At 68.5% G+C, this 12,915-nt stretch carries 14 protein-coding genes; 7 read left to right on the top strand and 7 right to left on the bottom strand.

Features of this window, described 5'->3' with window-relative positions; all coding sequences use genetic code 11:
* Positions 1 to 33 precede the first annotated feature (33 nt).
* Positions 34 to 201, top strand: a complete 168-nt coding sequence (locus ACT2FV_RS08650; protein WP_175814644.1) for a hypothetical protein — start codon at positions 34 to 36, stop codon at positions 199 to 201.
* A gap of 93 nt (positions 202 to 294) precedes the next feature.
* Here the strand turns inward: ACT2FV_RS08650 and ACT2FV_RS08645 are convergent, their stop codons facing one another.
* Positions 295 to 1,344: an AraC family transcriptional regulator gene (locus ACT2FV_RS08645; protein WP_175814646.1), complete on the bottom strand. Its 1,050-nt coding sequence runs from the start codon at positions 1,342 to 1,344 to the stop codon at positions 295 to 297.
* Positions 1,345 to 1,414: 70 nt separating this feature from the next.
* Here ACT2FV_RS08645 and ACT2FV_RS08640 point away from each other — a divergent pair, with 70 nt between their 5' ends.
* Positions 1,415 to 2,626, top strand: a complete 1,212-nt coding sequence (locus ACT2FV_RS08640) for an MFS transporter (RefSeq protein ID WP_059601189.1) — start codon at positions 1,415 to 1,417, stop codon at positions 2,624 to 2,626.
* Between the two features lie 138 nt (positions 2,627 to 2,764).
* Here the strand turns inward: ACT2FV_RS08640 and ACT2FV_RS08635 are convergent, their stop codons facing one another.
* Complete coding sequence (locus ACT2FV_RS08635; protein ID WP_444503648.1) at positions 2,765 to 3,232, bottom strand: MarR family winged helix-turn-helix transcriptional regulator; 468 nt, start codon at positions 3,230 to 3,232, stop codon at positions 2,765 to 2,767.
* Between the two features lie 82 nt (positions 3,233 to 3,314).
* On the opposite strand from ACT2FV_RS08635, the gene ACT2FV_RS08630 reads away from it, so the two are divergent.
* Both ACT2FV_RS08630 and ACT2FV_RS08625 read left to right on the top strand, forming a co-directional pair.
* A complete protein-coding gene (locus ACT2FV_RS08630) occupies positions 3,315 to 3,683 on the top strand; it encodes a hypothetical protein (protein WP_124620756.1) in 369 nt (122 codons plus the stop codon).
* 94 nt (positions 3,684 to 3,777) lie between these two features.
* Positions 3,778 to 4,395 carry a glutathione S-transferase family protein gene (locus ACT2FV_RS08625; protein ID WP_444503647.1) on the top strand — a complete coding sequence of 206 codons (618 nt, stop codon included), beginning with the start codon at positions 3,778 to 3,780 and terminating at the stop codon, positions 4,393 to 4,395.
* A 72-nt stretch (positions 4,396 to 4,467) separates the two neighbouring features.
* Here the strand turns inward: ACT2FV_RS08625 and ACT2FV_RS08620 are convergent, their stop codons facing one another.
* The 5 genes from ACT2FV_RS08620 to ACT2FV_RS08600 all read right to left on the bottom strand — a co-directional run bounded on the left by ACT2FV_RS08620 (position 4,468) and on the right by ACT2FV_RS08600 (position 9,631).
* Positions 4,468 to 5,190 carry an HAD family hydrolase gene (locus ACT2FV_RS08620; RefSeq protein WP_151050807.1) on the bottom strand — a complete coding sequence of 241 codons (723 nt, stop codon included), beginning with the start codon at positions 5,188 to 5,190 and terminating at the stop codon, positions 4,468 to 4,470.
* A gap of 28 nt (positions 5,191 to 5,218) precedes the next feature.
* Positions 5,219 to 6,190, bottom strand: coding sequence for an ornithine cyclodeaminase family protein (locus tag ACT2FV_RS08615; protein WP_444503646.1), 972 nt, complete (start codon positions 6,188 to 6,190; stop codon positions 5,219 to 5,221).
* A gap of 150 nt (positions 6,191 to 6,340) precedes the next feature.
* Positions 6,341 to 7,471, bottom strand: a complete 1,131-nt coding sequence (locus ACT2FV_RS08610; RefSeq protein ID WP_124620760.1) for a DSD1 family PLP-dependent enzyme — start codon at positions 7,469 to 7,471, stop codon at positions 6,341 to 6,343.
* Positions 7,472 to 7,584: 113 nt separating this feature from the next.
* Positions 7,585 to 8,511, bottom strand: a complete 927-nt coding sequence (locus ACT2FV_RS08605; RefSeq protein ID WP_444503645.1) for a LysR family transcriptional regulator — start codon at positions 8,509 to 8,511, stop codon at positions 7,585 to 7,587.
* A gap of 205 nt (positions 8,512 to 8,716) precedes the next feature.
* A complete protein-coding gene (locus tag ACT2FV_RS08600) occupies positions 8,717 to 9,631 on the bottom strand; it encodes an NAD(P)/FAD-dependent oxidoreductase (protein ID WP_151050803.1) in 915 nt (304 codons plus the stop codon).
* 143 nt (positions 9,632 to 9,774) lie between these two features.
* Between ACT2FV_RS08600 and ACT2FV_RS08595 the strand changes: the two genes are divergently transcribed.
* The 3 genes from ACT2FV_RS08595 to ACT2FV_RS08585 all read left to right on the top strand — a co-directional run bounded on the left by ACT2FV_RS08595 (position 9,775) and on the right by ACT2FV_RS08585 (position 12,914).
* The gene (locus ACT2FV_RS08595) at positions 9,775 to 10,215 is read left to right on the top strand and encodes an RrF2 family transcriptional regulator (protein ID WP_059601208.1); all 441 of its coding nucleotides are present in this window, start codon (positions 9,775 to 9,777) and stop codon (positions 10,213 to 10,215) included.
* A gap of 270 nt (positions 10,216 to 10,485) precedes the next feature.
* Positions 10,486 to 11,076 carry a DUF2760 domain-containing protein gene (locus ACT2FV_RS08590; protein ID WP_444503644.1) on the top strand — a complete coding sequence of 197 codons (591 nt, stop codon included), beginning with the start codon at positions 10,486 to 10,488 and terminating at the stop codon, positions 11,074 to 11,076.
* The gene (locus ACT2FV_RS08585; RefSeq protein WP_124901453.1) at positions 11,073 to 12,914 is read left to right on the top strand and encodes an Hsp70 family protein; all 1,842 of its coding nucleotides are present in this window, start codon (positions 11,073 to 11,075) and stop codon (positions 12,912 to 12,914) included. Before ACT2FV_RS08590 ends, ACT2FV_RS08585 begins: the two co-directional genes overlap by 4 nt.
* Position 12,915 lies beyond the last annotated feature (1 nt).

The raw sequence follows: 12,915 nt of genomic DNA, 5'->3' as shown, positions 1-12,915 counted from the left end.
CGCCGTCATCGGCCGGCGCGCAGGAGCGACATCATGACGGAACGGGAACACGAGATCGCCGACCTGGCGAAGGAATTGCTGGGCCGGATCGTGCAGGGCGCGATGACGAACGGCGAGCCGGTCGATGCGCAACAGTGCGCGGCATTGGCCGTGGAGTGCGCGACGGCGCTGGTGGACACGCTCGACGCGCACAGCGGTTGAACGCAATCGTCACGGGCGACGGCGCATCGAGCGATGCCGGCGTGACTCGGCAGGCGTTCGCTTGGCCCCGCGCTGCACGCGAAGCGTTACACGTCACACGTCGGCGTGCGTGTCGCCTTCGGCACGCACGGCGCCCGGCGGCCTGCCGACCACGCGCTTGAACGCACGGCTGAACGCGGCCAGCGAACCATAGCCGAGCCGGTACGCGACGGCTTCGATCGTCTCGCCCTCGCGCGCGATCCACTGCGCGGCGAGCCGCATCCGCAGCTCGGTCAGGTAGCGCACGGGCGTCATCCCGGTCGCCGCGAGAAAGCGCTCGGCGAACACCGAGCGCGACACGCCCGCTTCGGCGGCCAGCTCCGCGACGCTCCAGTTGCGGCCCGGGTCGCGATGCAGCGCGACGATCGCGCGGCCCAGCTTCGGCTCGCGCAGCGCCTGCACCCAGCCCGCCGCGTCGCCGCATCCGCACTCGACCCAGCCGCGCACGATGAACGCCGCGACCACGTCCGCGAGCCGCGCGAGGATGCCCGCGAAGCCCGCGCGCTCGGAGCACGATTCACGTTCCATCGCGTCGAGCATCGGGCGGATTTCCGGGTAGCGCGCGAGCAGCGTGCCGACGTGCATGAACTCGGGCATCGCGCCGACCAGCGGCTGCATGCCGCCGAGGTCGAGCTCCATGCATGCGCTGAAGATCAGCGCGTCGCCGGCGCCCGGCTCCGTCGTTGCGCAGGCCGCGGGCGACGTGCCGGCCGATGCCACCGATGCGACCGTATCGCAGATCTTCGCGGCTTCGAAGCCGTGGATCTCGCGGCACGGCGCATCCGGATCGGACACCAGCGCATGCATGCGCCCGTGCGGCAGCAGGATTGCATCGCCGGCCTCGAGCCGCATCGTTGCGCCGGCTTCGTCGCGCAGCAGCACGGGCCCGCGCCCGACGAAATGGAACTGCGCGCGGCCCGGCGCCTGGCCGAAGCTCAGCCCGAACGGCCGTGCGACCTGGATGCGGCGGTACTGGACGCCGCTCAGGCGCATCCCCAGCAGCAGCTCGCTGACGAGGTCGTGCACGTCGGGGACGGGAGGAAGCAGGGGCTCGGACATCGCGAAATTCGGACGATCGATCAATAAGAACGGATTGTATGTCATAGACCGTCCTGTCGTCGTTCCTTACGATACGCCGTCATCAGTATTTTCCCTACACGACTCGGAACGACGCATGAATCCCGGAATCTCCTCTGCCGCCAGCACGGCGGCCCCCCGCGAGCCGGCCTGGGGCGCGGTCTTCGCGATGACGCTTGGCGTGTTCGGTCTCGTCACCGCCGAATTCCTGCCCGCGAGCCTGCTCACGCCGATGGCCGACAGCCTCGGCGTGACCGAAGGCGTGGCCGGCCAGGCCGTCACGGCCACCGCGACGGTCGCGCTCGTCACGAGCCTGCTGATCTCGGCGCTGACGCGCACGATCGACCGCCGGCGCGTGCTGCTCGCATTCTCGCTGCTGCTCGTCGCGTCCAATCTCGCGGTCGCGTTCGCGCCCAACCTGACGACGCTGCTGATCGGCCGCGTCGTGCTCGGCGTCGCGCTCGGCGGCTTCTGGACGATGGCGACCGCCACCGCGATGCGGCTCGTGCCGACGGCGATGGTGCCGCGCGCGCTGTCGATCATCTTCAGCGGCGTGGCGGTCGCGACGATCGCCTCCGCGCCGATGGGCAGTTATTTCGGGCACCTGATCGGCTGGCGCAACGTGTTCCTGATCGCGGCCGGGCTCGGCGGTCTCGCGTTCGCGTCGCAGGTGATGACGCTGCCGTCGATGCCGCCGAGCGGCACGACGCGGCTGCGCACGCTCGTCGACGTGCTGCGCCGGCCGACCGTCGGCCTCGGGATGTTCGCGACGATCCTCGTGTTCACCGGTCATTTCGCGTTCTTCACGTATCTGCGGCCGTTCCTCGAACAGGTCGCCGGCGTTGGCGTGAACGGGCTGTCGGCGATCCTGCTCGGCTACGGCATTGCCAATTTCGTCGGCACGTCGCTCGCGGGCCGCGTGCTCGAACACCGGCTGCGGCCGATGCTGATCGGGATGCCCGCGCTGATGGTCGTGCTCGGCGTCGCGCTCGTTGCGCTCGGCCGCGCACCGATGATCGACGCGGTGCTCGTGGCGTTGTGGGGGATGGCGTTCGGCGGCGTGCCGGTCGCTTGGTCGACGTGGGTCACGCGCACCGTGCCCGATGAGGCCGAAAGCGCGGGCGGGCTGATCGTCGCGGCGATCCAGCTCGCGATCGCGACGGGCGCGGCGGCAGGCGGCGTCGTGTTCGACGCGAACGGCGCGGGCGGCGTGTTCCTGGGCGCGGCCGCGGTGCTGGCCGTGGCGGTCGCGACGATCGTGACCGGCGTGCCGAAGCGGGTGGGCGTGGCGCCGGCGCTCGCCGAGTGAGATGCATGCGGGCGATCGACGCGAGCGCGGATCGGCCTGCTGTTCGGACCGGGGAGAAACCGGCGTGTCTGGATGAAGTGACCCGCGCGGGCACGCTGCACGTTGCGGCGCGCCCGCTGTCACCGCGTGCGCGCCGCGTCAGCCGCGCGTAGCCGGATCCTCCGACAGCGCGCGCAACTGCCCGCGCAACACATCGACTTCGCCCGCTGCGAACGGCCGTTCGATCTCGGCGTGCGTTTGCTGCCATCGCGGGAATGCTTCGGCCAGCAACTGATGGCCGGCCGGCGTGAGTTCGAGCAGGCGGCTGCGCTTGTCGTTCGGATCCTGCGTGATTTTGAGCAGCCCGCGCCGCTCGAGCGGCTTGAGCGCGGCGGTTAGCGTGGTGCGGTCCATCGCGAGCAATGACGCGACCGATTTCATCGCGGCCGGCTGCGGCCGGTTCAGCGACATCAACAGCGAAAACTGGCCGTTGGTGAGATCCAGCGGACGCAGCACATCGTCGAAGATGCGCGCGAGATTACGCGCCGCGCGCTGCATGTGCAGGCACAGGCAGCAATCGCGCACCATCAGCGTCGTTTCGAAGGGGAGCTGTTCTTTGCGTGCCATGTTGCAATTGTGTTGATATCAACCTATTGTGTCAAGGGCGGGGAGCGGCAGCCCGTCGTTCCCGCCATCGGACGGAGGAAGCATGAGTGCGCAACAACAGTTGTATCTCGCGGTATTCCTCGGCAGCAAGGATAGCCCGGGCATGAAGGCGTGGATGGCGCTGCCCGAGGACGAGCGGCGTGCGCGGGAGCGCGAGGGGATCGCCGCGTGGCACGCGTGGGTCGACCGGCATCGCGATGCGATCGTCGAGCTCGGCGGGCCGCTCGGCAAGACCAAGACCATCGGCGCGGGCGGCGTGACGGACACCACCAATGCGATGAGCGGCTTCACCGTCGTGCGCGCCGCATCGCACGACGCGGCCGCCGCGCTGTTCGAAGGCCATCCGCATTTCACGCTGTTCCCTGGCGACGCGATCGACGTGATGCCGGTGCTCGCGGTGCCGGGCATGTGAGCGGCGACAGGCGCTGCGTGCGCGGTCGTCGCGGCCGATGGGCCGTCGCCTGCGCGCGGCGATTTTCCCCGACATTATCGATGGAGACATTGCGATGAAGCTTTACGGATTCGCCGGCACGCGCTCGCAACGCGCGCTCTGGGGGCTCAAGGAACTGGATGCGGATTTCGAGTTCGTGTCGGTCAACCTGCTCGAGGGCGAGCACAAGCGGCCCGATTTCCTGCGCCTCAATCCCGCCGGCAAGGTGCCCGTGCTCGTGGACGGCGACCTGGTGATTCCCGAGTCGGCCGCGATCGTGCTGTATCTCGCGGACAAGTACCCGGAGAAGGCGCTGTTGCCCGTCGATCTGGCGCTGCGCGCGCAGGCCTATCGGTGGGTGATGTTCGCGGTGACGGAGCTTGAACAGCCGCTGTGGCGGATTACGCGCCATTCGTTCCTCTATCCGCCCGAAAAGCGCTCGCCGGCCGATATCGAGCTGGCGCGTGAGGATTTCGCGACGATGGCCGCGATCCTCGACAAGCATCTCGAAGGACGCGAATTCATCGTCGGCGACGCGTTGACGGTGGCCGATTGCGTGACGGTCTACCTGATCGACTGGGCGAGCGAATGCCACCTGATCGAACCGTTCCCGCAATTGCGCGCGTATCTCGAGCGGCTTTATGCGCGACCGATGGCGCCGCAACGGATCGCGGACGCGCGCAAGGCGGCGTGAAACGGTAGTCGGTCGTGCCGATGGGGGCGATCGACCTCGACCGCGCGAACTCGCAGTCTTGCGGGCTCGCGGTTACGACGCGTCGACGGGGCCGCCGAGCGCACGGCACAGCGCCGACAAGTCGCGAACGGTCAGATGCGGGGACGGGGCACGTCGCGCGGCGTGCTCCGCTTCCGTCCCCGGGTGGCGCACGACCCATGCTGCCTGCAGCCCCGCATTCAACGCGCCGACGATATCGAGGTGAAAGTCGTCGCCGACGTGGAGCAGTTCCGCCGCAGGCACGCCGAGTTTCGCGGCGGCCGCATGGAAGATTTCCGGCTCGGGTTTCGCGAACCCGCACGCACGCGCGCTGAGCGTTTCGCGGAAGAACTCGCCGCCGCCGGTCAGCCGAAGGTCCGCATTGCCGTTCGTCACCGCGATCAGCGGAAATCGCGCGCTCAACCACTCGAGCGCCGGCAATGCATCGTCGAAGAACTCGACCTGGTTTCGCATGGAATAGAACACGTCGTACGCGCGGTCGGTCAGCGTGAGGTCTTCGTTCGCGCGTTCGAGCGCAAGCCGGATCGATCCGATGCGCAACGCGCGAAAGTCGCTGACGAGGTCCGGCCGCGAGCGTTCGTATTCGATGCGCAGCTGGCCCAGTGCCTGCGACGTGGGCACGACGCTCGCGGTAGCAGGCGCGTGCGCGATCAGCCACGCATGCAGCGACGCCTCGGCCCGTTCGACGGACGGTCCGAACGGCCAAAGCGTGTCGTCGAGATCGAACGAGAGGGCGGAAACTCTGGATAGGCGCATGGCGATGGAAGATACCACGCAGTGCCGTTCACCACGGCCACGGGATCGAACGTCCCGCGTCGTTTTCGAGGGCCTGCCGGTACAGGAAACGCGCAACGGTCAGGTCTTGCAGCGCGAGTCCCGTCATGTCGAACACGGTGATCTCGTCCGGCGATCGATCAACGGGCACGGTGCCGGCCAGCACGTCGCCGATTTCAGCACGCGGCAGATCGGGCGCCCATTGGCATTCGCCGATGCTGCGCGCCTGCTCGCGATCGTCCACGAAAATGCGCGCGCGCGCCAATACGCCTTCGGGAAGCTCGCGCTTGCCCGCGGTGTCCGCGCCGACGCAGGTCAGGTGGGTGCCGGGCTGAACCGCGTCCGCGTCGAACAGCGGGCCGCCGCCCGGCGTTGCCGTGATGACCACATCGCTGTCGGCCACGGCATCGTTCCGGTCCCGTGCGACACGGATGTCGCAACGTTCGCGAAATGCCGATTCGAACACCGCGTCCGGTTCGCCGCTGACGTTCACATACTGCACCGAGCATCGTTGCGGCAGCAGACTGAGCGCGTAGTCGAGCTGGACGCGCGCCTGCACGCCGGTGCCGAACACGCAGATGCGGGTACTGTCGCGGCGTGCCAGCGCCTGCAGGCCGAGGCCGCCGGCCGCACCGGTCCGGGCGGTGGTGATCGCATTGCCGTCCATGATGCAGAGCGGACGGCCGGTGGCCGGATCGAACAGCGCGATCGTCGCCTGATGCGGCTCGCCGCCCCGGGTTCGATTACCGGGCCAGAAACCGGCTGCCTTGAAGCCGAGCAGATCCTGGCCCGCGACGTCGCCGGACTTGATGCCGAACACGCCGCCGGTGTGCAATCTTTCGCGCACGACCGGGAACACGCGCCCCGCACGTCGACTGTGCAGCACGAAGGCTTCGCGCACCGCCGCCATCACCGGTTCGGCTTGAAGGGCCGGTTCGACGACATCCCGGTCGAGAAGAAGGAGGTGGGCGTCAGTCGGCATGGTGGGAGAGCCTGTCGGATGCGATGCGAATCGCGATCTTTAAAGTTTGTATAGTTTTGGAAAAATAGTCAATTCCGATCGGGCGACGGTGCGGTGGCCGGTTTCTTCGTTCGACATCCGCCGCTGCACCGGTCGTCGCCTTCAGGTGTCCTACCATCCGTAGAAGCGCGGCCAGGTCTGCACGGTGCCGTCGCTGCCCAGCGCGTGGTATTCCGGGTGCTGCGCACCGGTCGCGCATGCGTGGTTCGGGAGGATCCGCAAACGGGTGCCGATCGGAAACCGCTTTGCGATCGCGGTGTCGGCCATTCCCGCGCGAGACACGATGCCGTGCTCCTGGTTGGCCGCGCTCATCACGTACTCGCCGAGCACTTCACCGTCTTCGGTACACACCTGCCCGTAGCCGAAATCCCGCGCCTGCCGCTGCGTGCCGCGATCGCGGCTCATCGCCATCCAGCCCGCGTCGACGATGGCCCAGCCTTTTTCTTCCTGGTGTCCGATGACGGTGGTCAGCACCGACAGCGCGATGTCGGACAGCGCGCACACTCCGACGTTGTGCATCACGAGGTCGAACAGCACGTACACGCCCGCGCGGACTTCCGTCACGCCGTCGAGGTGCTCCGCGGACAACGCGGTCGGCGTCGAACCGATGCTCACGATCGGGCAGGGCAACCCCGCGGCCCTGAGGCGTTCCGCGGCGCGCACGGTCCGGCTGCGCTCCTGTTCGGCGATCGCGACCAGCGCGTCGCGGGTGTCGTAGTCGTAGCTGGAGCCGGCATGCGCGAGCACGCCGCCGAGCGTCATCCCGCCGTCGACCAGCGCGCGGCCGACGTCGATCAGCAGGTCGTCGTCGGGCACGATCCCCGAGCGGTGACCGTCGACGTCGACTTCGATCCAGACTTCGAAACGCTCGCCGTGCTCGCGCCCGAATTCGGCGATGGCGTGCGCGGTCTGCAGGCTGTCGGCGACGATCTTCAGGTCGCAGCCCTGCCGGCGCAGCGCGAGCGCCTGGCCGAGCCTGGCGGGAATCATCCCGACCGCATAGACGATGTCGCGTACGCCGCCCGCGAAGAATTGTTCGGCCTCCTTAAGCGTCGACACCGTGATGCCCTGCGCACCGGCCGCGATCTGCGCGTCGACGACATGCTGGCATTTGGTGGTCTTCACGTGCGGCCGGAACCTGACGCCGAGCGCGTCCAGATGCGCCTGCATGCGCGCGATGTTATGACGCATGCGACCGACGTCGATCAATGCGGCGGGGGTATTCGGAAGCGGGATGCCCATGGTGCGTTGCCTCGGTGGTTTGCCGACAGCGAACACTGTAGGGTGTTTGGCCAGCAGCGTGTTTAACGTGTGCCAAATCGATCATTAAGCGCGATTTAATCGCGGGAAGCCGCTCATGCCTTGCCGCGCCACGGCGGCGGATCGAAAAATCGCGTCGCGGCTTCGAGGAAGACCCGTTGTCGCGCGGAGCGGCCGGTGCGCGACGGCAGCAGCGCGGTCACTGGCGCGGGCGGCAGATGCCAGTCGGGCAGCAACCTGACCAGCTTGCCGCTGGCCAGCAGCGGCGCGACGTCCCACTCGGAGCGTTCGACGATGCCGAGCCCGCCCAGTGCCCAGTCGGTGATGACGGTGCCGTCGTTCGACGAAAGCGCGCCCGTGACGCGAATCACCGCCGATCGCCTGGATTCGCCCTTGCCATCGCCGGCTTGCGAGAAGCGCCAGCGCGGAACGTCCTCGTCGTTTTCGCGCAGGCACAGGCAGTCGTAGCGGGCGAGATCGGACGGATGGTCCAGTTCGTTGATGCGCCGCGCGTAACCGGGGCTCGCGCACAGGAAGCGCTCGTTGGGCGCGAGCGGATAGCCGATCCACGACGACGACTTCAGGCTGCCGACATGGACGACCACGTCGGCCCCCGACGCGCTGGTCAGCGGACTCTCCGACAGGTGCAGCGAGATTTCGAGCTTCGGATGCGCGCGTTGGACGTCACGCACGATCCGCGCGACGTACTTGCGCCCGAAGCCGAACGGCGCGACGACGCGCAGCGTGCCCTGCACGTCGCCGTGATCGCCGGAGATGTTGGCCGACAGTGCCTCGACACGCTCGAGAATCCCGACGGCTTCCTGGTACAGCCGCTGACCCTCGTCGGTCAACGCGATCCCTTTCGGCCGCCGCACGGCGAGCCGGACATTGAGTCGCGCCTCCATCCGCTGCAGGCGGATCGTGACCGCGGGCGGGGTGAGGTCGAGCAGGCGCGCGGCGGATGCCAACGAGTGCGACGCGCCGATCGCGCGCACGAGTCGAAGATCGTCGAGGTCGAGCATTTCGTATCTTTTAATGCTGATGTTGCCGAGCATTAAACACCACATCGCATGATGAATCCATCGACGCATGTTCGGATATCGACAAGCGTTTGTGAGGATCGACGTGCGGGAATGCCTGCCCGGCGAACGGGATTGGCGTTGACCGGGCCATCGCGCAGGGAAAGCGGGATGACGCTGCGTCACCCCGCACGCCGCTTCGTTCACTTCACGCGTCGAGCCCGAAAATCAACGACCGATGCGCGCCCACGCCGGCCGCGACGCCGGATGCCGACGCGAACGTCGCATTCGTCATCAGGCTCGACGCATCGCCGGCCGCGAACACACCGGGAACGCTCGTCTGCTTCCACGTATCGACGCGAATCGCCGTGCCCAGCGGCCCGTCGTCGAACGCACAGCCGAGCTGTCGGGCGAGATCGCTCGCCATCTCCGTGCGCGCGCCGATGAACAACGCATCGATCGGCACGACTTTCCCGTCGGCGAGCCGCAGCGCGTCGATCCGCGGCGCTTCGCCGAGGATCTCGACGACCGGCGACCGTTCGATACGCACGCCTCGCGCGGCGAGCAATGCGGCTTCCTCCTCGTTCGCTTCGACTACGCGTTGCGTGAACCACGTCGTCGGTCCCCAGTCAGGAATCAGGATCGCCTGATGCACGGAAAGCGGATGCGTCGCCAGCACGCCGAGTTGCCGGCCCGACACCTCGTAGCCATGGCAATACGGACAATGCAGCACGGTGACGCCCCAGCGTTCCGCGAGCCCCGGCAGCGCGGGCAGTTCGTCGCGGATGCCGGTCGCGAGGATCAGCCGCTCGGCGCTTGCACGGCTGCCGTCCGCCAGTGTCACGTGAAAGCGGCCGTTCGCATCGCGCTCGGCGGTGCGCGCCTCGCCGGCGATCCGCTGCACGGTCGGATAGGTCGCGAGTTGCGCGGCGGCTTCCGCGACGATCTGCGCAGGCGGCTTGCCGTCCTGCCCGAAAAATCCGTGCGCATGTTCGGCAAAACGATTACGCGGCCGCCCGGCATCGATCACGAGCACGCGGCGCCGTGCGCGTGCGAGCTGCATCGCGGCCGACAGCCCGGCAAAGCTGCCGCCGATCACGATCACTTCATGATGGCTCTGCATGTGTTCACTCCTTTCCTGAATCCGTATCAAGCGAAGAACGTGCTCCGATGGCGGCCAACTCATGAAACACGAGAAGTTGCATGATAGGCCGATGGTATCATTCATGCAACTTCATAAGTTTCGAGAGTGGGAGCCAACCGTCCGTGAGAACCGATAGCCGTTTGTCGCGCATGCTGCATGCGCTGATCCACATGGACCAGGCCGACGGCCCGCTGACGTCGGAGGCGATCGCGGCGATGCTGTGCACGAATCCGGTCGTCGTGCGGCGATTGCTCGGCGGGCTGCGCGACTGCGGCTACGTGCAGTCGGAGAAAGGGCATGGCGGCGGGTGGGCGCTCAGCGTCGCGCTCGACGACATCACGCTGCTCGACGTCTATCGCGCGGTGGGCGAGCCGCCGGTATTTTCCGATCTGGTGGCCGAGGATGCACCCGAATGCCTGGTCGAACAGGCGGTCAACGCGCATCTGTCGGCCACGCTGAAGGAGGCCGAAGCGGTGCTGCTTGCGCGCTTCGGGGAGGTCACGCTCGGCATGCTGTCGCGCGATTTCGAGGCGAAGGCGGCGCGCCGCCGCAAGCCGCGCTGACGCGCCGCAACATCGCGACCGTCACCCGACCGTCACCCTGTAGCCGGCAGTCCGACGCAATCCGGCGCGGCGCGAAACCCGCGCGCCGCCGCGTTCTGTCCCCCAACTTCTGCCCGGTTTGCCCGCCACAGGGCAAAATACGGGTTTTCCGCACCCGAGAGGGCGCGCCCGAATCATGCGCCGGGCGGTGGCAGTGCGCAATCGCACGCCGCCACCGGGCGCCCAGGCAAGATGCTCGCCGTGTCGCGAGCCCACAGGAGTCCAGACCCCATGCCCGAATCCAACCTGTCCTTCTTCGGCCGGCTGTCGCTGGCCGTCGGCACGTTCTTCTCCGTGCTCGGCAACCGCGAGTTCGCGGCCGGCGTGCTGCGCGTGCGCGACGGCGCGCCGGCACCGGTCGCCCCGGCGCCGGTTGCGCCGGCCCCCGCCGCGGCTCCGGCGCCCGCGCCCGTGAAGGCCCCGGCCCCCGAGCTGCGCGAAGCGAGCCCGCAAGCCGCGCTGCAACTGCTCGGCCTGTTGCAGCGCGATGCGCGCTTCATCGACTTCGTCGAGGAAGACATCGCCGGCTATGCGGACGCCGACATCGGCGCTGCCGCACGCCTCGTGCACGACGGCTGCCGCGCTGCGCTGCGCGAGCACTTCACGATCGTGCCGGTGCGCGATGAAGCCGAAGGCAGCCGCGTGACGCTGCCGGCCGGCTTCGACGCGACGGCCGTGCGCGTGACGGGCAACGTGGTCGGTTCCGCGCCGTTCACGGGTACGGTCAGCCATCGCGGCTGGCGCGTGGCCGACGTGCGCCTGCCGAAGCTGACGGGCAGTCACGACGCATCGGTGGTTGCACCGGCGGAGGTGGAACTGTGAGCGATCCGCGCTATTCGATCGGTATCGACCTCGGTACGACCCATTGCGCGCTGTCGTACGTCGACAGCGCCGCGAGCGACGGCGAAAAGATCACGCAGCAGGTGCTGCCGATCGCGCAGCTGACCGCGCCCGGCGCGCTGGAGTCGCGCGACCTGCTGCCGTCGTTCCTCTATCTTCCGCATGAAAGCGAGCTGACGCAGGGCGACCTGACGCTGCCGTGGACGGCCTCGCGCGGCTTCGCGGTCGGCGAAATGGCGCGCACGCGCGGCGCGGGCACGCCAATCCGCCTCGTCTCGAGCGCGAAGAGCTGGCTGTGCCACCCGGGCGTCGACCGCCGCGCGGCGATTCTGCCGAGCGATGCGCCGCCCGAGGTGTCGCGCGTGTCGCCGCTGGAAAGCTCGATCCGTTATCTGACGCACCTGCGCGAAGCGTGGGATCACGCGCATCCCGACGCGCCGTTCGCCGACCAGGACGTGACGGTCACGATCCCCGCGTCGTTCGACCCGGCCGCGCGCGAACTGACGGCGGAAGCCGCGCGTGCCGCCGGCTATTCGCGGATGACGCTTCTCGAGGAGCCGCAGGCGGCGCTCTACAGCTGGATCCAGAAGAGCGAAGGCGGCTGGCGCAAGCAGGTGCAGGTCGGCGACCTGATCCTGTGCGTGGACGTCGGCGGCGGCACGACCGACCTGTCGCTGATCGCGGTGGTCGAGCGCGAAGGCAACCTGGAACTGCATCGCGTGGCGGTCGGCGAGCACATCCTGCTCGGCGGCGACAACATGGACCTCGCGCTCGCGCACGTGGTCGCGCGCAAGCTCGCGCAGCAGGGCACGCAGGCCGATCCGTGGCAACTGCGTGCGCTGACCTACGCATGCCGCTCCGCGAAGGAAACGCTGCTGTCCGACCCGACGACCGATGCGGTGCCGCTCGTCGTGCCGAGTCGCGGCTCGAAGCTGATCGGCGGCTCGATCCGCACGGAACTGACGCGCGCTGAACTCACGCAGACGATCCTCGAAGGCTTCTTCCCGCAGGTCGATGCGGCCGCGCGCCCGGTGAGCCGCGCGCGCGTCGGCCTGACGCAACTCGGCCTGCCGTATGCGCAGGACGCGGGCATCACGCGCCATCTCGCGGCGTTCCTCGGCCGCCAGGTCGCGGCGCTCGACACGCTCGAAGGCGTGCAGCGCACGCTGCCGCAAGGCGCGACGTTCCTGCATCCGACGGCCGTGCTGTTCAACGGCGGCGTGTTCAAGTCGACGCTGCTCACGCAACGCGTGCTCGATACGCTCAACAGCTGGCTCGCCGCCGAAGGCGCGCCGCCCGCCCGCCTGCTCGAAGGCGCCGATCTCGATCTGGCGGTCGCGCGCGGCGCGGCTTACTACGGTTACGTGAAGCGCGGCCGTGGCGTGCGTATTCGCGGCGGCACGGCGCGTGCGTACTACGTCGCGATCGAGTCGGCGATGCCCGCGGTGCCGGGGCTGGAGCCGCCGGTGCAGGCGCTGTGCGTCGCGCCGTTCGGGATGGAGGAAGGCTCGGACGCGGCGCTGCCGCCGCAGGAGTTCGGCCTCGTCGTCGGCGAGCCGGTGCAGTTCCGCTTCTTCGGATCGTCGGTGCGCCGCCAGGACCAGGTCGGCACGCTGCTCGATTACTGGTCGCCGGAAGAACTTCAGGAACTCGAGGAAATCCAGGCGACGCTGCCCGCCGAAGGGCGCACGGTCGGCGAGATCGTGCCCGTGAAGCTGCATGCGCGCGTGACCGAAGCCGGCACGCTCGAACTCGAGGCGATCCCGAGCGGCACGGACGAGCGCTGGAAGGTCGAGTTCGACGTGCGCGGCGCCGCCTGAG

Source organism: Burkholderia sp. PR2 (genome assembly GCF_052372875.1).
GTDB lineage: Bacteria > Pseudomonadota > Gammaproteobacteria > Burkholderiales > Burkholderiaceae > Burkholderia > Burkholderia diffusa.
The sequence above is the reverse complement of the archived record's forward strand: the minus strand, read 5'-3'. Positions and strand labels throughout refer to the sequence as shown.

Coding starts and splice junctions, on each gene's coding strand:
- ACT2FV_RS08635 (WP_444503648.1), bottom strand. CDS start 3,232: ATGGCACGCAAAGAACAGCTCCCCTTCGAAACGACGCTGATGGTGCGC.
- ACT2FV_RS08620 (WP_151050807.1), bottom strand. CDS start 5,190: ATGCGCCTATCCAGAGTTTCCGCCCTCTCGTTCGATCTCGACGACACG.
- ACT2FV_RS08605 (WP_444503645.1), bottom strand. CDS start 8,511: ATGCTCGACCTCGACGATCTTCGACTCGTGCGCGCGATCGGCGCGTCG.
- ACT2FV_RS08640 (WP_059601189.1), top strand. CDS start 1,415: ATGAATCCCGGAATCTCCTCTGCCGCCAGCACGGCGGCCCCCCGCGAG.
- ACT2FV_RS08600 (WP_151050803.1), bottom strand. CDS start 9,631: ATGCAGAGCCATCATGAAGTGATCGTGATCGGCGGCAGCTTTGCCGGG.
- ACT2FV_RS08630 (WP_124620756.1), top strand. CDS start 3,315: ATGAGTGCGCAACAACAGTTGTATCTCGCGGTATTCCTCGGCAGCAAG.
- ACT2FV_RS08625 (WP_444503647.1), top strand. CDS start 3,778: ATGAAGCTTTACGGATTCGCCGGCACGCGCTCGCAACGCGCGCTCTGG.
- ACT2FV_RS08610 (WP_124620760.1), bottom strand. CDS start 7,471: ATGGGCATCCCGCTTCCGAATACCCCCGCCGCATTGATCGACGTCGGT.
- ACT2FV_RS08650 (WP_175814644.1), top strand. CDS start 34: ATGACGGAACGGGAACACGAGATCGCCGACCTGGCGAAGGAATTGCTG.
- ACT2FV_RS08590 (WP_444503644.1), top strand. CDS start 10,486: ATGCCCGAATCCAACCTGTCCTTCTTCGGCCGGCTGTCGCTGGCCGTC.
- ACT2FV_RS08615 (WP_444503646.1), bottom strand. CDS start 6,190: ATGCCGACTGACGCCCACCTCCTTCTTCTCGACCGGGATGTCGTCGAA.
- ACT2FV_RS08645 (WP_175814646.1), bottom strand. CDS start 1,344: ATGACATACAATCCGTTCTTATTGATCGATCGTCCGAATTTCGCGATG.